Annotated in this window: 19 protein-coding genes and 1 tRNA gene; 8 read left to right on the top strand and 12 right to left on the bottom strand. The window is 69.5% G+C overall.

Annotated elements, in window-relative coordinates:
- Window positions 1–68: 68 nt before the first annotated feature.
- The 7 genes from galU to AB0E05_RS25305 all read left to right on the top strand — a co-directional run bounded on the left by galU (window position 69) and on the right by AB0E05_RS25305 (window position 5,611).
- Window positions 69–977, top strand: a complete 909-nt coding sequence (galU, locus tag AB0E05_RS25335; protein WP_361967342.1) for a UTP--glucose-1-phosphate uridylyltransferase GalU — start codon at window positions 69–71, stop codon at window positions 975–977.
- A complete protein-coding gene (glp, locus tag AB0E05_RS25330) occupies window positions 974–2,293 on the top strand; it encodes a gephyrin-like molybdotransferase Glp (RefSeq protein ID WP_361967340.1) in 1,320 nt (439 codons plus the stop codon). Before galU ends, glp begins: the two co-directional genes overlap by 4 nt.
- 176 nt (window positions 2,294–2,469) lie before the next feature.
- Entirely contained in the window at window positions 2,470–2,955 is a 486-nt protein-coding gene (moaC, locus tag AB0E05_RS25325; RefSeq protein ID WP_361967338.1) for a cyclic pyranopterin monophosphate synthase MoaC, read from the top strand.
- 92 nt (window positions 2,956–3,047) lie between these two features.
- On the top strand, window positions 3,048–3,566 hold the full coding sequence (locus AB0E05_RS25320) for a MogA/MoaB family molybdenum cofactor biosynthesis protein (RefSeq protein ID WP_361967418.1): 519 nt from the start codon (window positions 3,048–3,050) through the stop codon (window positions 3,564–3,566).
- Window positions 3,563–4,201 carry a GNAT family protein gene (locus tag AB0E05_RS25315; RefSeq protein ID WP_361967416.1) on the top strand — a complete coding sequence of 213 codons (639 nt, stop codon included), beginning with the start codon at window positions 3,563–3,565 and terminating at the stop codon, window positions 4,199–4,201. Before AB0E05_RS25320 ends, AB0E05_RS25315 begins: the two co-directional genes overlap by 4 nt.
- Window positions 4,202–4,345: 144 nt before the next feature.
- Window positions 4,346–5,437, top strand: coding sequence for a gephyrin-like molybdotransferase receptor GlpR (gene glpR / locus AB0E05_RS25310; protein WP_361967336.1), 1,092 nt, complete (start codon window positions 4,346–4,348; stop codon window positions 5,435–5,437).
- A 100-nt stretch (window positions 5,438–5,537) separates the two neighbouring features.
- Window positions 5,538–5,611: transfer RNA gene (locus tag AB0E05_RS25305), tRNA-Ala, on the top strand.
- Between the two features lie 73 nt (window positions 5,612–5,684).
- Here the strand turns inward: AB0E05_RS25305 and AB0E05_RS25300 are convergent.
- The 7 genes from AB0E05_RS25300 to AB0E05_RS25270 form a co-directional block, all read right to left on the bottom strand.
- Window positions 5,685–6,932, bottom strand: a complete 1,248-nt coding sequence (locus AB0E05_RS25300) for a site-specific integrase (RefSeq protein ID WP_361967334.1) — start codon at window positions 6,930–6,932, stop codon at window positions 5,685–5,687.
- Window positions 6,929–7,129, bottom strand: a complete 201-nt coding sequence (locus AB0E05_RS25295) for a helix-turn-helix domain-containing protein (RefSeq protein ID WP_361967332.1) — start codon at window positions 7,127–7,129, stop codon at window positions 6,929–6,931. The genes AB0E05_RS25300 and AB0E05_RS25295 overlap by 4 nt, the downstream gene beginning before the upstream one ends.
- Window positions 7,126–8,460 carry a replication initiator gene (locus tag AB0E05_RS25290; RefSeq protein WP_361967330.1) on the bottom strand — a complete coding sequence of 445 codons (1,335 nt, stop codon included), beginning with the start codon at window positions 8,458–8,460 and terminating at the stop codon, window positions 7,126–7,128. Before AB0E05_RS25290 ends, AB0E05_RS25295 begins: the two co-directional genes overlap by 4 nt.
- A complete protein-coding gene (locus tag AB0E05_RS25285) occupies window positions 8,457–8,693 on the bottom strand; it encodes a hypothetical protein (RefSeq protein ID WP_361967328.1) in 237 nt (78 codons plus the stop codon). Before AB0E05_RS25285 ends, AB0E05_RS25290 begins: the two co-directional genes overlap by 4 nt.
- 142 nt (window positions 8,694–8,835) lie before the next feature.
- Window positions 8,836–9,030 carry a hypothetical protein gene (locus AB0E05_RS25280; RefSeq protein WP_361531117.1) on the bottom strand — a complete coding sequence of 65 codons (195 nt, stop codon included), beginning with the start codon at window positions 9,028–9,030 and terminating at the stop codon, window positions 8,836–8,838.
- Complete coding sequence (locus AB0E05_RS25275; RefSeq protein ID WP_361967326.1) at window positions 9,024–10,394, bottom strand: FtsK/SpoIIIE domain-containing protein; 1,371 nt, start codon at window positions 10,392–10,394, stop codon at window positions 9,024–9,026. The genes AB0E05_RS25280 and AB0E05_RS25275 overlap by 7 nt, the downstream gene beginning before the upstream one ends.
- The gene (locus AB0E05_RS25270) at window positions 10,391–10,732 is read right to left on the bottom strand and encodes a hypothetical protein (protein ID WP_361967324.1); all 342 of its coding nucleotides are present in this window, start codon (window positions 10,730–10,732) and stop codon (window positions 10,391–10,393) included. Before AB0E05_RS25270 ends, AB0E05_RS25275 begins: the two co-directional genes overlap by 4 nt.
- 201 nt (window positions 10,733–10,933) lie before the next feature.
- Here AB0E05_RS25270 and AB0E05_RS25265 point away from each other — a divergent pair, with 201 nt between their 5' ends.
- Window positions 10,934–11,674: a GntR family transcriptional regulator gene (locus tag AB0E05_RS25265; protein ID WP_361967322.1), complete on the top strand. Its 741-nt coding sequence runs from the start codon at window positions 10,934–10,936 to the stop codon at window positions 11,672–11,674.
- Between the two features lie 358 nt (window positions 11,675–12,032).
- Here the strand turns inward: AB0E05_RS25265 and AB0E05_RS25260 are convergent, their stop codons facing one another.
- The 5 genes from AB0E05_RS25260 to AB0E05_RS25240 all read right to left on the bottom strand — a co-directional run bounded on the left by AB0E05_RS25260 (window position 12,033) and on the right by AB0E05_RS25240 (window position 16,212).
- The gene (locus AB0E05_RS25260; RefSeq protein WP_361967320.1) at window positions 12,033–12,635 is read right to left on the bottom strand and encodes a hypothetical protein; all 603 of its coding nucleotides are present in this window, start codon (window positions 12,633–12,635) and stop codon (window positions 12,033–12,035) included.
- Window positions 12,636–12,639: 4 nt separating this feature from the next.
- A complete protein-coding gene (locus AB0E05_RS25255; RefSeq protein WP_361967318.1) occupies window positions 12,640–13,824 on the bottom strand; it encodes an AAA family ATPase in 1,185 nt (394 codons plus the stop codon).
- 1,230 nt (window positions 13,825–15,054) lie between these two features.
- Entirely contained in the window at window positions 15,055–15,357 is a 303-nt protein-coding gene (locus AB0E05_RS25250) for a hypothetical protein (RefSeq protein ID WP_361967316.1), read from the bottom strand.
- Window positions 15,354–15,662, bottom strand: coding sequence for a hypothetical protein (locus AB0E05_RS25245; RefSeq protein ID WP_361967314.1), 309 nt, complete (start codon window positions 15,660–15,662; stop codon window positions 15,354–15,356). Before AB0E05_RS25245 ends, AB0E05_RS25250 begins: the two co-directional genes overlap by 4 nt.
- Window positions 15,652–16,212, bottom strand: coding sequence for a bifunctional DNA primase/polymerase (locus AB0E05_RS25240; protein ID WP_361967414.1), 561 nt, complete (start codon window positions 16,210–16,212; stop codon window positions 15,652–15,654). The genes AB0E05_RS25245 and AB0E05_RS25240 overlap by 11 nt, the downstream gene beginning before the upstream one ends.
- Window positions 16,213–16,445 lie beyond the last annotated feature (233 nt).

Raw genomic sequence — 16,445 nt, 5'->3', positions numbered from 1 at the left:
TTTCCCTTGCTTTCGCCCTGACTTCGCACCATCTCTCCTCCGCATATCCACCGGATATTGTGCCGAGCATGACTCAGTCGAACCCCAGGATCAGCAAGGCGGTCATCCCCGCCGCCGGCCTCGGTACGCGCTTCCTGCCTGCCACCAAAGCCACTCCCAAGGAGATGCTGCCTGTCGTCGACAAACCGGCGATCCAGTACGTCGTCGAAGAGGCGGTCGACGCCGGGCTCTCCGACGTACTCATGATCACCGGACGCAACAAGCGCCCCCTTGAGGACCACTTCGACCGCAACTACGAACTGGAGGAGGCGCTCTCCCGCAAGGGGGACGAGCCGCGGCTGAAGAAGGTCCAGGAGTCCAGCGACCTGGCCACCATGCACTACGTGCGCCAGGGCGACCCGCGCGGCCTCGGCCACGCCGTCCTGTGCGCCGCCCCGCACGTCGGCGACCAGCCCTTCGCTGTCCTCCTCGGCGACGACCTGATCGACCCGCGCGACCCGCTGCTGTCGCGCATGGTCGAGATCCAGGAGCGCGAGGGCGGCAGCGTCGTCGCCCTCATGGAGGTCGAGCCCGCCCAGATCCACCAGTACGGCTGCGCCGCGGTCGTGCCCACCGGCGAGGGCGACGTCGTACGGGTCACCGAACTCGTCGAGAAGCCCGAGCCGGCCGAGGCGCCGAGCAACCTCGCCGTCATCGGCCGGTACGTCCTGGACCCCGCGGTCTTCGCGATACTCCGCGAGACCGCGCCCGGCCGCGGCGGCGAGATCCAGCTGACCGACGCGATCGCCAAGCTCGCCGCCGACGAGTCGATCGGCGGCCCCGTCCACGGCGTCGTCTTCCAGGGCCGGCGGTACGACACCGGCGACCGCGGGGACTACCTGCGGGCCATTGTCAGACTCGCGTGCGAACGTGAAGACCTGGGACCGGAGTTCCGCGACTGGCTCCGCCACTACGTCACCGAGGAGATGCAGCAGTGAGCAGCAGGATCTGGTCGGTCGACGACCACCTGGAGGACGTCCTCACGGCCGTGCGACCGCTCGATCCCATCGAGTTGCAGCTGCCCGACGCCCAAGGCTGCGTCCTGGTCGAGGACGTCACCGTCCCCGTCGCCCTGCCGCCCTTCGACAACAGCTCGATGGACGGGTACGCGGTGCGCGTGGCGGACGTGGCCGGCGCGAGCGAGGAGTTCCCCGCCGTCCTCACCGTCGTCGGGGACGTCGCGGCCGGCGGCGCCGCACCGCCCGCCGTCGGTCCGGGTCAGGCCGCGCGGATCATGACCGGCGCCCCGCTGCCGCCGGGCGCCGAGGCCGTCGTCCCCGTCGAGTGGACGGACGGGGGCACGGGCGGCGGCCCGGCCACCACGATGCTGCCCGCGGGGGAGGCGCCCGAGGGAGCCGGCGGCGAGGTCCGCGTGCACCGCGCGGTCGAGCCGGGCGCGCACGTGCGCTCGCGCGGCAGCGACGTCCAGGCGGGCGACCTGGCGCTCGCCCGCGGCACCGTGCTCGGCCCGCCGCAGATCGGGCTGCTCGCGGCCATCGGCCGGGGCGCCGTCCGGGTCCGCCCGCGCCCGCGCGTGGTCGTGCTGTCCACGGGCAGCGAGCTGGTCCAGCCCGGCGAAGCCCTCGGCGAGGGCCAGATCTACGACTCGAACAGCTTCGCGCTGGCCGCCGCCGCGCGGGACGCCGGAGCCCTGGCGTACCGGGTCGGCGCGGTCACCGACGACGCGGACGTGCTGCGCGCCACCATCGAGGACCAGCTCATCCGCGCCGATCTGGTGGTCACCACGGGCGGCGTCAGCGTCGGGGCGTACGACGTGGTCAAGGAGGCCCTGGCGGGGGTCGGCGAGGCGGACGCGGGGGAGGACGAGGTCACGCCCGGCAGCGGCGTGGACTTCCGCAAGCTCGCCATGCAGCCCGGCAAGCCGCAGGGCTTCGGCACCGTCGGCCCCGACCACACCCCGCTGCTGGCCCTGCCCGGCAATCCCGTCTCCTCGTACGTCTCCTTCGAGCTGTTCGTGCGCCCCGCGATCCGGACGCTCATGGGGATGACGGACGTCCACCGGCCCTGGGTGCGCGCCGTGCTCAAGGCGGACGCGGCGCTGCGCTCGCCGGCGGACCGCCGCCAGTTCCTGCGGGGCACCCACGACCCCGACGCGGGCACGGTCACCCCGGTCGGCGGAGCCGGCTCCCACCTGGTCGCCGCCCTCGCGCACGCCGACTGCCTGATCGTGGTGCCCGAGGCCGACACCGCGGTCGAGCCGGGCACGGAGCTGGAGGTGGTCCTCCTCGGGTGACGCCCACCGCCCGACGCGTACGGATCTCGGCCTGACGGCACGGGTCTTCGCCCGTCAGCAGGGGTCTCCGCTGGACGGTGCGGGCTGCGCTTGGCGGTACGGTGTCTGCGCACGCAGGCCCGTGGCCCGTACGGACCTGCCAGGCCCGGGAGCGGCGACGACCGAATGAGCATCCAATGAGCACTGACGGCGGCAGCCGGCTGACGCACGTCGACGCGGCCGGCGCGGCCCGCATGGTCGACGTCTCCGGGAAGGACGTCACGGCGCGGACCGCCCGCGCCAGCGGCCGGGTCCTGGTCGCGCCGCGCGTCGTCGAGCTGCTGCGCGGCGAGGGCGTGCCGAAGGGCGACGCCCTCGCGACCGCCCGGATCGCCGGGATCATGGGGGCCAAGCGCACCCCGGAGCTGATCCCGCTCTGCCACCCGCTGGCGCTCTCCGGGGTGACGGTGGACCTGACGGTCGCCGACGACGCCGTGGAGCTCGCGGCCACGGTCAGGACGACCGACCGCACCGGCGTCGAGATGGAGGCGCTCACCGCCGTGACGGTGGCCGCGCTCACCGTCGTGGACATGGTGAAGGCGGTCGACAAGGCCGCGGTGATCACCGACGTGCGCGTGGAGGAGAAGACGGGCGGCAAGTCCGGCGACTGGAGCCGGTCGTGAGCCGCGGCGGCGAGGTCCACAGCCACGCCCACCCCCAGGCCAGGGCTTCGGAAGCCCCCGAGGGCCAAGGACACCCCCCGGAGGTCCGCGCCCTGGTGATCACGGCGTCCAACCGGGCGTCCACCGGGGTGTACGAGGACCGCGGCGGCCCCCTGCTCGTCACCGGCCTCACCGCGCTGGGCTGCACCGTCGACGGCCCGGTGGTGGTGCCGGACGGCGCCCCGGTCGGCCGTGCGCTGCGCGAGGGCGTGGCCGCCGCGTACGACGTGGTCGTCACCACCGGGGGCACCGGCCTCTCGCCCACGGACCGCACCCCCGAGGAGACCCGCGCCGTACTGGACTACGAGGTCCCCGGCATCCCCGAGGCGATCCGCGCCTTCGGCGCCGGGAAGGTCCCCACGGCGGCGCTCTCCCGGGGACTCGCGGGCGTCGCCGGTCGTACGCTGGTCGTGAACCTTCCCGGTTCCCCCGGTGGCGTACGGGACGGTCTGGCCGTGCTGGAACGGCTGCTGTCGCACGCGGTCGACCAGATCAGGGGCGGTGACCACCCCGCGCCCCCACCCGGTCCCGACGACCGTCGGGAGACCAGACCTTCTGGGAGTACGAGCTGAACGCGCCCTGGCCGGTCGTACTGGCGGACGGCGACGTGGTCCTCCGTCCGATAAGGCTGCGCGACCAACGCACCTGGCGCGAGGTCAACCGGCGCAACCGCGACTGGCTGCGCCCCTGGGAGGCCACCGTCCCGCCGCCCGCGCCCGGCGCCCCGCCGGCGCAGCGTCCGACGTACCGCCAGATGGTCCGCCACCTGCGGGCCGAGGCGAACGCGGGCCGCATGCTCCCCTTCGTGATCGAGTACCAGGGGCGGCTGGTGGGCCAGTTGACGGTGGCCGGGATCACCTGGGGCTCCATGTGCTCGGGCCACGTGGGGTACTGGGTGGACCGGGGCGTCGCGGGCCGCGGAGTGATGCCGACGGCCGTGGCGCTGGTCACGGACCACTGCTTCCGCACCGTCGGACTGCACCGGATGGAAGTCTGCATTCGCCCCGAGAACGGGCCGAGCCGCAGGGTGGTGGAGAAACTGGGATTCAGGGAAGAGGGGATTCGTCCACGTTATCTCCACATCGACGGCGCCTGGCGGGACCACCTCGTGTTCGCACTGACGGCCGAGGAAGTGCCCGAGGGGCTGCTCCGCCGCTGGCAACGGGCCCGACCGCAGGCACCACAGGGCCCTCAAGGAACCCGGTAAATAAAATATGTGTTCGAAATCGACCGCCATTGACGATGTGATGATCCAAACAATCGCAAGAAAAGCCCGTCATATCAGCGGGATCGTGCGACACACCGGGCCAATTGGCGGATGCCCTTGCAAGAATCCCTCTACGGTGTGACCGTGAGCAGCAGCGGCCTCATCTACGCAGTCATCGTCGGGGCCTGGGCCGCCTACTTGGTGCCGATGTGGCTCCGCAGGCAGGACGAGCTAAACGAGGCTCGACCGACGGAACGCTTCTCCACCGCCATCCGGCTGCTGTCCGGACGCGAGGCGATGGAGCGCCGATACGCCAAGGAGCTGCGGGACCGCACCCCGGAGCAGCCCGAGTCCGACGTCCACCCGGATGCCGTCACGGAGCCCTTGAGCACCGTGGACGTCCGGGCCTTCGCCGCGCCCCGCACCGAGGTCCGGACCACGCCTCCGGACCCGGTGCAGGCGCCGGCGCAAGCGCCCGAACCGCCCCGGCAGCCCCGCCGACCCCGGCAGCGCCCCAGCGGCGCGGCGGCCGAGCGCGCCCGGCGCAGCAAGGTGCTGGCCCGGCGCCGGCGGACGACCGTGCTGCTCTTCGTGGCGTTCACGGCGGGCGCGGTCGTCGCCGCGGTCGGCGGCACCGGCTTCCTGTGGGCGCCGGCCGCCCCCGCGGTGCTCCTCAGCCTGTACATCGGCTACCTCCGCACCCAGGAGCGGCGCCGCTTCGTCGTCGTCATGGACCGCCGGCGCGCGGAGGCGGCTGCGCAGCGCCTGCGCGAGACCCGCCACGTCCGGCACGGCCGCCGCCAGCCCTCGCCCCCCGCCCCGGCGCCCGCCGCCGAGCCCGGCGAGGCCCCGGAGCCCCACCCCGAGCCCGAGCCGGCGCCGCTCTCGCCCCAGGAGGCGGGCCGCCGCGCCCTCGTCGAGCAGACGGACCACGCGGAGTGGGTCGACCAGCAGCGCGACCGCGGCCCGGCGACGGGCGACAGTTGGGACCCGGTCCCCGTCCCCCTGCCCACGTACGTGACGGCCCCGGTCGCCCCGCGCGCCACGAGCGGCATCGACATGAACGACCCGGACACCTGGAGCTCGGCCCGCTCCTCCGCCGCGGACCCGCCCCGCAGCGAGACTCCGCCACAGCGCCAGCAGCCCCAGCCCCGCCGCGCGACCCGCGACCGGGGCCGCACCCCCCTCTTCGACCAGTACGCCGACGAGGACCGTCCCCGCGCCGCCAACGAGTGATCGACTCCGCCCCAGGCCGCGGGGCGGAGCCGCCCCCGACCAGCACAGGAGCGGATTTCCGAGCACCCCGATCGGGATGCTAGAGTTTCACTCGTTGCAAGGGCCTGTGGCGCAGTCTGGTAGCGCACCTCGTTCGCATCGAGGGGGTCTGGGGTTCAAATCCCCACAGGTCCACAACAGCTCAGAGCCTCCGTCAGAGAGATCCGGCGGAGGCTCTGTGGCGTTGTACAGCAGTGAAGTACAGCAACTACTCCGGATCTTGCGCGCCCAGGTGCCGGCCCAGCCGCAGGAGTGCCTTGCGGGTCTCCTCCGACGGCACGTGCGTGTACACCTCCATCGTCACCGCGATCTTGCTGTGCCGGAGGATCTGCATCGCGATCCTCGGGTGCACGTCCAGCGCGGCGAGGAGCGAGCCGCAGGTGTGCCGGGTGTCGTGGAGCCGGATCGTACGGACATCGGCGCGGGCGCAGCGGTCCGCGAACGACCGGTTGAAGTTGCGCGGTTCGACGGGCGTCCCCCAACGGGTGGTGACGACGAAGTCCGAGCCCGACCACTGGTCGCCGGCTGCCTCGCGGGCCGCTGCCTGAGCCTTGTGCCGTAGCTGCAAGGCGGTGTGGGCGATCTGCGGCAGAGGGAGCGTGGCCATCGACGCGTCGGTCTTCGCCTCGTCGTGCACCAGTTGGCGCCTGATGCGCTGGAGTTGCTTCTCCACCGTGACCTCACCGGCTTCGAGGTCGACGTTCGACCAGGTGAGCCCCAGCACCTCGCCGCGCCGGAAGCCGAGTACGAGGATGAGGACGCACGCCGGGTAGAGCGGATCGCCCGCCGCACGGGCGGATTCCAGGAACTGCCGCGCCTCCTCCACGGACCACGGCTTGCGCCGTGTCCGGCGCGCGGACCGGACCTTGACGAGAGCGGCCACGTTCTTCGAGATCAGCTCCTCGGCCACGGCGTTGCTGAGCGCCGACCGCAGCACCGCCCTGGCGTCCTGCACGGTGCGTCGGGAGGCGATCTGCCCGCAGCACCGGCCGACTGTGCAGCAGCGGCGCCGCTGCCGGGGGTTCCTGTGTGTCTCCGGCCGTCGGGCGTCCTTGCCCTGGGCGCAGCACTGGCACTGCGCCAGCAGGGTGTTCACCCAGCTCCGGACGTCACGGACGGTCAGTTTGTCGAGCCGCTTGGAGCCCAGGTGCGGCGTGACGTAGAGACGGACGTGCATGGCGTACGTCTCGGCGGTCTTGGGCTTGAGGTCGGGCTCCACGATGTCCTTGAGCCACCGCTCCAGGTACGCGGCGAGGGTGGGCGTGGAGGTGGCGACCGGGCCCTTCTTGGACTCGGCGTGGAGTTTGATCCACTTGTCGTGGACCTCGTCGCGGGTCTTGCCGTAGACGTACTTGCGCCCCTTGGTGCCGTCGGGCCGGGTGACCCAGACGTAGGCGGCGAAGGTGTTTCGGTACGGGTAGATGGAGCCTTCGCCGTTGCTGCGCTTGCCGGTCATGCGGGCACCTCCTCGGCGTCGGCGGCGACGCGTTGGACGTAGCCGTCGACCCAGGCCGGGAGGATGCGGCGGTTGCGGCCGACCTTGACGGAGCGGATCTGCCCGGTGAGGACGAGGGTCTTCGTCTTGGAGAGGCCGAAGCCGAGCATGGCGGCGACCTCGGCCGTGGTGTGCCACCTGCGGGTGATAACGGTCATGGGGTGTCCCCTCCTTCCACGCGGTGGGCGATGAAGGCGGCTTCAGGGGAGTGGCCGCGGCCGGCGTAGCGCCAGTGGCTGACGGTGGTCGTGGGGCGGTTGGCGATGCCCAGGGTCTGACGGCGTTGGTGTGCCCGGTGGTTGGTTCGGGCGGTACGGAGTGCGGTCAGGGTGGTGGAGTAGCGGCGGGACTTGGTGGAGAAGTGGCCGCGGTAGCCGAGCATGTGGGCCCAGCGGCGTAGTTCGAGGGGTGCGAAGGGTGGGAGTGCGCCGAGCCACCAGCAGGTGGCGATCATGCGGAGTACGTGGGCGCGTACCGGGAGCAGGGCGAGGTCCGTGGTCGCACGGACGCGGGTGTCGACCGCGCCGGCCGTCTCGGCGCCCTTGGTGGCGTACTTGGCGATGTACGCGGCGACCGCGCCGTGTGCGGTGACGGGCCGGACGTCGACCTGAGCCCCGAAACGGAGGGTGCGGAGGCCGATGACGTCGGTGCCGGGGGCGCGGAGTCGTACGCTCCCGGCCGCGGTTCGTACGGCGGAGGTGAGGAGGTCGACGGTGGCCCAGTCGGGTGGAGCGGTGTTGGGGCCGTCGGGTCCGTCGAGGCGGATGGTGGCGTGGAAATGGATCAGCCCGCGTCGTTGGTACTCGGCGACCTTGGCGTAGGAGAGCCGGGTCGTCTGGGCGAACTCGGCGCGGGTGAGGTGGGCTCGACGGGCTAGTTCCCGCCTCAGCTCGATGGTGAAGCGGTGCCAGAGGTGACCGGCGCGGGATTGCCAGAGGACGGCGCCGGCGTAGTCGTAGCAGCGGGGGCAGAGCGGTTCGCCGAGCCGGAGGTCCGTACGGTCGTGACGGACGTGACAGCCGACGGGAAGACCGTGCGGGCAGCGCTCCCTGGACGAGCGGGGGCGGCAGGCGATGACCGCGCCGTTCCGCTCGCGGCGGGTGTGGACCGGGCCGAAGCCGGGGGCGGTGAGGGTGGCGAACACCTGAGGGTGGCCGCTGGCAGTCTCGGGGACTCCCTTGCCGCCGAGGAGTCCGGCGCGGATCAGGTGGTAGGTGTCGGCCCGGTAGAGGCGGGCGCAGGCCGGGCAGACGGCGGCGCGCCGGTTGCCGCACGCGACGAGGAGCCGGCCACCGTACTCACCGGACGAGTGGCTGTGCAGGGCGTGACCCGTCGTCGTGTCGAAGACGGTGGACTCACCGACGAGATGGATGGGGTTGGTGCAGCCGTTGAGGCTGGCGATGTTGCGGCGCCAGGCGTCGAAGCCGGGTGCGCCGGCGCGTTCGAGGAGGGCGGAGACGGCGGACGGGAGGCTCGTGGGCTCGTTCATCGGGAGCCTCCGAACGCCTGGCCCATGACCGCGGCGACGGCCTGGGGGCGCGTTTTGGCGCTGAAGCGGAGGGCCGGGTCGGTGAGCCAGAGTGCGGCGGCGTGAGCCGGGCAGAGGCGCTGTTCCGTACCGTCGCACCCGACGAGGACGACCTCTTCCCGGCCGTCGCACGTCGAACGGTCGTCGGCGCGTAGCTCGCACTCGGGCGAGTGCGGACGCTTCCTGGTGGACAATGGGTGTCGACTCCTTTCACTGCTCAGGTGGCGGATGGAGTGGGTTCCTGACGGGGTCGGGTTTGGCGACTTCGCGCCCCGTCGGGAACCCCTGAACGTGGTGTCAGGGGGCATGGCCCCTTTCCCTTCTGGTGTTGGGGACTCAGAACCGGATCTGGCCGAGGAAGCCGGCCACGGTGTCGATGGCCGTACGGACGGCGGGGGCGGCTGCCGTGGTGGCCAGGAGGAATCCGAACGCCGCGGAGATCAGGACGTGCGGCCAGCGCAGGTAGTGGATGCGCAGGAGGAACCAGATCAGCAGGCCGAGCAGGAGCACGGCGGACATGGAGATCAGCACGACGTCTCCTGCGCGGGTGTCTGGCGGGGTGCCGGCGGGCGACAGACCGCCAACTCCGGCAGGTCCGGCGCGAGGTGGGCGTACTGCGCTGCGACGGCTTCCGCCTCCGTCTCGGAGACGAGGAACGAGCGGGCGCGCTCCCAGCCGTCCCCAGAGGCGAGGACAGCGGTCCCGGCTTGTTCGGGCGGTATGGCCTGGGCGGCTTTGAGTGCGTCGGGGTTGAGGTCCCCGAGGGTCATCTCCGCCGTACCCGGATCGGACACGCGGTGGCAGACGCGGCCGGCGAGTTGGGCTCGAAGGGCGGTGACGCCCGGACCCATGTCGGAGCCGACGCGTTGGCCGGCGACGATGAGGAAGACGCCGAGTGCCGCTCCGAGCTGGGCGATGCGGATGAGCGCGGTGGCTGCTGCCTGGGCTTCGTCCTTCTCGCTGCGGTTGGCGATCAGGAACAGCTCCGCGATCTCGTCGACGATGACGACGACGGGGACGGGCCGGGTGGGTTCGGGGAGTCCCCAGACGTTGCGGACGTGGGCTTCGCGGCAGACTGCCATGCGGTCGAGGGTGAGGTCCACGAGCGCCGACAGGAGCTTGACCGCCTGGGCGCGGTTGGTGGCGAGGGCGGAGAGGCGGGAGCCGTAGAGGGAGAGTTCCATGCCGCCCTTGCAGTCGATGCCGACCAGGGCGACGGGCTGCGGTGCGAGGCCGGCGACGAGGGCGTTGACGAGCGTCGACTTTCCGGAGCGCGTGGCACCGACGATCAGCCAGTGGGGTACGCGCCGGAGGTCGACCACCCAGTGGGCACCGGTCTCCAGGACTCCCACGGTGACGCGGAGGAGTTCGTGGGGGCTTTGGTGGGTGTGCCGGGCCTGTTGGGGCGTCTGCAGCGGGTCCGAGGGGGACGCCGTGATACGTACGACACCGGGCTTCCACGGGGTCACGCGGACCGCGTGCACCTCCCAGGCGTGGGCCATGGCGGGCGCGGCCTTGATGAAGTCGTCCGGTGTCTGGCCGGGGAGCAGTCGGGCGAGTAGGTGGAAGCCCATACGGGTCGGCCGGATGAATCCGCATCGGGGGACGCGTGGTTGGGGCGGCGGTGCGCCCTTGCCGACGAGCCCGGAGACGACGGTGAGCGCGGCCTTGCGGCTGACGGCGAGGCCGCAGGCGGCCATGAGCGGTCGCCAGGTGCGGAGGACGCGGAGGCAGGCGGTCGGGTATCCGAGCGCCAGCCACCAGGCTGCCGGATAGCGGGAGCGTAGAACCGGGCTCAGCGTGAGCACGGTCGTGGTGAGGAGCAGGAGCGCGAGGGCGGTCCAGCTCGGCCAGGTCGAACCGGTGTCGTGGTGGGAGGAAGCCGTTAAGGTCACTGCCCACCGCCCTTGCCCGCGGGCGCGGTGAGGGGCTTGATCTCCTCGGCGCGGAAGGCGATCCCGTGCCGGCCGTCGTTCTCCCACGGCATCGCGATGAGGTCCCGGACCTGAACGGGCATGCCGAGCTGCACGCCGGTGGGCTCACCGGGCACGCTCACGTTGACGACGTCGGCGGACGCCCCGGTCATGAGGCAGAGGCCCACCTGGTACATCGTCTTGCCCGTCGCGCGGTCGATCTTGAGTTGACCGGTCTCGCGGTTGGCGACGCGCGGGGACGGTGCGACGGCGCAGATGATCCCGGTGAACTTGGCGGTGTCGATCGGAAGGGTTGCCACGTACTGAACTCCTCTGTGAAGGCACCCGGAGGTTGATCCTTCGGGTTGGTTGACCACCCGTAGTACGGGTGGACTTCCACCATGGAGCCCGTAGTACGGGTTGTCAAGCGACATGTAATGAGCGAGGCTGTGTCCACGATCGTGGACGGCAAGTTCACATGAGTGAGCGCAGCAGCAGCGACCACGGCACGGAGGACACACATGCCGCCGAAGAAGACGCAGCCGAAGTACCGCCAAATCGCGGACTACCTGCGGGAAGGCATCCTCAACGGCACGTTCCCGGCCGGCCAGCCGCTCCCCTCGGAGGAGGTCCTGGCCAAGCAGTTCCAGGTGACCCGCCCCACGGTGCGCCAGGGGCTGACGGAGCTACGGGCGTCCGGTCTGGTCGAGGCGATCATGGGCCGGGGGACCTTCGTCCGCTCACCCCACAACCGTCCGAGCCTCACGCGCCCGCGGGGAGTGCGACGCACGGTTGACGGCCGGTACGTCGAGGCCGACGGCATCCGCTGGACCGACGACGACAGCGCTACGGTGACGCGCACGGACGCCCCGCTCGCTTTGGCGGATCTGTTGCGCATCCCCCCGGGCGAGCCGATGTTCACCCATGACGCGCTCCAGACCGCGGACCAGGGCCGCCTACGCCAACTCCACCGGACGTACGTCCCCTTCTCCGTGCTCGCGGACACGAGCTACGACGCCGAGCCGCTACCGCCCGCGCCGGAGTTGTACGGGGTGCTCGCCGAGCTGGGCCACGAACTCACCTTCACGGAACACGTCCGCCCCCGCATGCCTCTCCCGGACCAGGCCCAAGCGCTCCGCCTCCCGGAGGGCGTCCCTCTGCTCCACATCCTCCGCCTGACCACCAACCAGACGGGCAAGCCGCTTGCGCTGGAGGAGTTCCACCTCCCGGGCGAAGACTTGGAGGTCTCGTACCCCCTCTGACCACGAAGAGCCCACCCGCCCCACGTGGTTCAAACTTTCTCTACTTCATCAAGGCGCCTCGCTCCGCTCCCCGCGCGCGGCCCGGCACTTGCCGGGCCCGCCGCTCCTGTCTCCGCCCCGCTCCGGACCGGCCGCCGGCCTCACGCCACAGCTCGGGTTGACCAGAGGGAGAAACCCTCTTGGGCTGGGGCGGTCGGCTCCACGGCTTTACGCAGCCACCATGGGGCGAGCCTCGAAGATCGGGGCCCGCATCGGGCCTTAGTGGGCAGGTCCACAGACCGCCCGAGTCGCCGCAAGCTTACGGGCCCCGATCTCTCACCCCATGGCAAACTCCCGCCCAAAGCCGCTCCACCGACCTTCAGCGGCCTGCCAAGGTGGCAGCGAGCTGCTCAACGCGCTGCAGACAGCGGGCCAAGCTTGGCGATTCTTCAGCTGCGACTCTAGGTCGCCATAGCCTAAAACCGAAATCTCGAATATCTGATGCATAGGTGGGCCCCACCGAAGCCCCGCTACTGGGCCTTGGGACAAGACCTTCGCGAACGTCCCTGCGTCGGGATTTCCGTGCAAGGTTGATAATCTCCTGCTTTGGATCCTGCAGAAGGTCCGGATTTCGAGGAACTTTACTCGCCGAAACTCCAAGGAAATCCGCGACCGCCTCCCGATCGGCGAGAAGCCAAGATTCTAGTTCTGTGACTGCGACCCGAAAGACCATCTGCTCGGCGGGAGCGGGAAGCCATTCACGCACGTTGGCTACCACACAGTCGTCCACAGAGTCCATGTCCACCAGAACGAACCAAGGCATGAACCTGGCGGCCTGATTATACGCCGGCAATTTCTTGAGGAGTGAAGATTTCCCGCCTTTTCCTTGCACCATATTTACAGAAAGGCCGCACTCCCGCAATATGGATCGGACTGCACCTTCATCCGAGATGCCCTCCACTGCGATCATGACCTTGTTCACTGAATCACCCCACGAAGAAGCTTAGCTGCCCAGCCTCTTCCGGGGCCGTGTACTCTTTCAAGATATCGCCTAGGGGCACTCCAGACTCACGCATAATCCGAATCTCTTCCCGGTCTGAAAGTCGGGATACCGCAGTTCCCTCGGATTCCGGAATTAGCACCAAAACCTCGTCGGAGCCGATCCCTGAATCGTTAAGAATCTCCGGAGAGTGGCTACTCACCAGAATCTGTCTCGAAGATTTCCTCTGCACCCTTGCAAACATCTGGGGAATGTTGCGTACCACTTCGGGATGCAGTGAGAGTTCAGGTTCTTCCAGTAGGAGTGGGCCGCGCGAATCAGCGACCGCCCATAGCAGGCCAAGGAGGCGCAACGTGCCGTCCGAAAAGTGATCTTCAGTTTGCCAGGCGCCATTTGGCCTCCAATGCTGATACTTGCCCTTCAGGTGTGGAACGCCTCGGATATCGGATTCCAATTCTAGTTTTTGCAGCTGCGGCACAGCCACTTTGAGAGCATCGACAATCTTCCGCAGCCGTGCGTCACGAGTCGCCTTCGGTGTGCGAGCAATTTGTTCAAGGAAGTCGCCACCGAATGGGTCGTTCTTCTTTCCTACGGACCTGTCCGGCTCTCGAACCAGCTGCGGAACAATGTGCATATAACTGAGGCTCGCGAAGAATTCCGCAACAATCCGGAATTTTCTGTTCACGTTGACTTGCTCAAGATGCGTTTGGCGCAACCGTTCCACGTCTCCACGGTCTCCTGCATCAGGCCGCCGCAGTAGGTCTTTCCCTCGATATTGCACTACCTCAGATTCGATGATTGGGCGCCTGTTATTATCTTGCTTAAACTTTAGCTCGTAGCTCCATTCATTCGAAACGCTATCGTTTCCGAGGGTGACCCTCAGTGAAACGGACGGGTACCTTCGAGCAGCAAAAGAGCGGATCATGCTTACGCCGCCGCGTTTCGCTACAGCAGCCTCAAATCCGCCACCAACAGAAACGATTTCCGAAAGAAACCGGAAACAGTCCAAAAAGTTCGACTTGCCTGCAGCGTTAGGGCCGACCAAAAACATTCTTTGCCTCAAGTCGACCGAGAAGCTCGTGAAATTCCTCCAATTCGCCACTTGGAGGCTCGTAAAGCGCATACTCTTGCGCTCCAAAGGATCGTGCTTGAGACCTTCTGCTTCTGTCACGAGGGCACCCCCTGGTGTATATCCGCTCCCGGATGTCTCGTCCGAATGGTATCGCCCATGTAAGGGCAGCGCTGAGATCTGGCGTAGGGAACAACAGTAGGTGGCGCTCCGGCAGAAGCCGCCGTCTGGCCGTTCGCTAGGTGACCGTGCGTCGTCGAGGTACGTGCATCGGATCTCCGGGCGTCAGCAGCACTGAGTGTCATACCGCGCGACAACGCCCACGCAGCCCTGAGTAACCGCACACCCCGGCGGGCCATAACCCCAGCTCAGTGCCACAAAGCCCCTGGCCAGCGCACCCGGTTGATTCGGTACGAAGAATCGTCTGTACAGCAGCGCAGTACCGCAACCCCAGCCGCCAGCCCCGTCCATAGACGGCCCTTCGCGGCCTCAGCGAGGTATGGACCTCCCCTGGCCGTTCCAGCTAGAGCTACGGATCAGAAGGGGTACGGCCGCCGTGGCCTACAGACCACGGCCGTACCAGATCAGGCGGGAACCAGCGGGGAACCACGGTGAAAGCGGCCCTGCACGAAGAGCCTGCAACGAGACCGTTCGCGCAGGTCAGCACCCAGATCAGTCCCAAACGATCGCGGCTTCCCAAGCTCAGGGCGCATTCCTGGGCCTCGGTGAGGCTCCCGCCGCTCGTTCGGGCTGCGGCGCTGGGGCGCCGGTCCCGAACGGCGGCGGAGACAACAGAAAGCCCCGGTCGCCGTGGCGGGGAACTGGGCGACCGGGGGCGGTGGGTGATCTTCAGGTGGGTGGGGAGTCGTGGGTGAAGTCTTCGTGGGGTATCGGGCCGTGGGGGAGGGATGAGGCACAGGTGGGGCAGGCGTAGAGGGGTGAGCCCTCGGGCGTGGGATCGGTGGTCCAGCGGATTCCCACGGGGGCGTGCGTGGTTAGGACGCATCCGGCGCACTTGGCGGTGAGGACTCTCGGCGGGGGTGAGGTCAGCGCGTTTGCGATCACGTTCGGTCGCCGTGAGTCACGGTACGGAGTACGTGGAGTTGAAGGGTGTCGTCGAGTAGGACGTAGGGGCGGACGAGGGCCACGTCCTCGGCGCGGAGGGGGCGTTGTCGTTCGAGGACGTGGGGCGGGGTAGAGGTGGTCCAGGGGGTCATGAACAGCTTGATCGGGGTGAGGGTAGGGCTTGGGGCGCGGTGGCGGCCTCGGGGGCGGGACAGTCGTCCTGGGAGGCGGCGGGTGATGAGCGTGAACAGCTTCTGCACGTGGTCGTCAGCTCCCCGGCGGCCTTTGGGCCGCGAGGCGTTCGGCCAGTTCCAGGGTCAGGCCGGTGACGAGGGTCTGGGCCAGGAGTTGGGCGGCTTCCGGGCGGATGGTTCCGAGGTGCACCAAGCCGTCGCCGTCGACGTTCACGTCCGGCTTGAGGCCGGGGAAGTCGGTGTCGAGGCCGAGCGCGCGGAGCTTGTCCGCGAGGGTGGTGGCGCTGCGGTGGGCGCGGGACCAGCCGCGGACGTAGGGGATGCCAGGGACCAGTTCCTCGGCGCGTTTGGCGATCACTCCTCGGCGGTCGGTCACCTCTGCTGCTCCTCTCCGATGTCGTCGGCCGCGGATCGGTGCCCGCGCGGGCAGGCAGCGTCGGCGGGCCATTCGCAGGTCAGGGCGCGGTCGAGGAGTTCGGCCAGGCGTTCTGCCGTTTCGGGGGAGACGCGGCCGAGTTCGACCAGGCCGTGGCCGAAGGCGTTCATCTGGGCCTGGAGGTAGGGGAAGTCCTTCTCCAGTCCGGCCGAGACCAGGACGTCGCGAAGCGCGGCGGTCGCGTCCCGGGCCGCGTACCACGGTTCACTCTCGATGGGGGACCAGCGGGCCGCGTCATCCCCCATGGCGAACCGCCTCCGCCCGAGCCGTCGTCCCGACCATCGCCGCGGGGACCGGGAACTCGTCGCCGTACCGGTCGACGCGTTCGAGCAGGCCGGTGGCGGCGACGAGCATCACCGCCAGGGCGACGACGCGGAGCGGGGACGGCTCCGGTGCTCGGGTCGGGGCGGCGAGCCACTGGTAGCGGTCGCCGGAGAGGGGCATCGGGCCGGGGAGGACGACGAAGGAGCCGGTGGCCAAGTACCCGTACGTGGGTGTTCCGTGGCCCTCGGACTCCCTGATCACGGCCCGGTCGAAGCGGTCCCGCGAACCCGGGGCGATGAGGAAGCCGACCTGCCTGTTGCCCAGGTCGGTCATGACGGGCCCGTGCGGCATGCCCCTCTGCTGGAGCTGGGAGAAGACCTCCACACCCGTCCGCTGCTCGATCACCACGACGTCGAAGTCCCGCCCGGTGGGGAACGGGTGCGGTGCGCGCGGGTCGTCGTCCCACTGTGATGCGCAGTGCTCCGGATCGTCAGCAGCCTCCGACAGCCACTTCCTGCCGCGCCTCGTCATCGTCTGCACGTCGCTTCACCTCAGTCGGTCCACGGCGACCGGTGTGGGGCGCCGGACTTCCAGAGTTGTGGGAGCGGCCATGACCAGGGCAGATGACGAGGGATGACAGGGGGTGACGGAGCTCGTCACCCCTGACGCACCCACCACTTCGCGTGAAAGGCGCCGTCGAGGGGGCGCGTGGTGGCGACGAAGTCCCTATATTCACGGGCAGGTGCACATGCTCACGAACTCCA

It is taken from the genome of Streptomyces sp. NPDC048057 (assembly GCF_040653095.1).
Classification (GTDB): Bacteria; Actinomycetota; Actinomycetes; order Streptomycetales; family Streptomycetaceae; genus Streptomyces.
The sequence above is the reverse complement of the archived record's forward strand: the minus strand, read 5'-3'. Positions and strand labels throughout refer to the sequence as shown.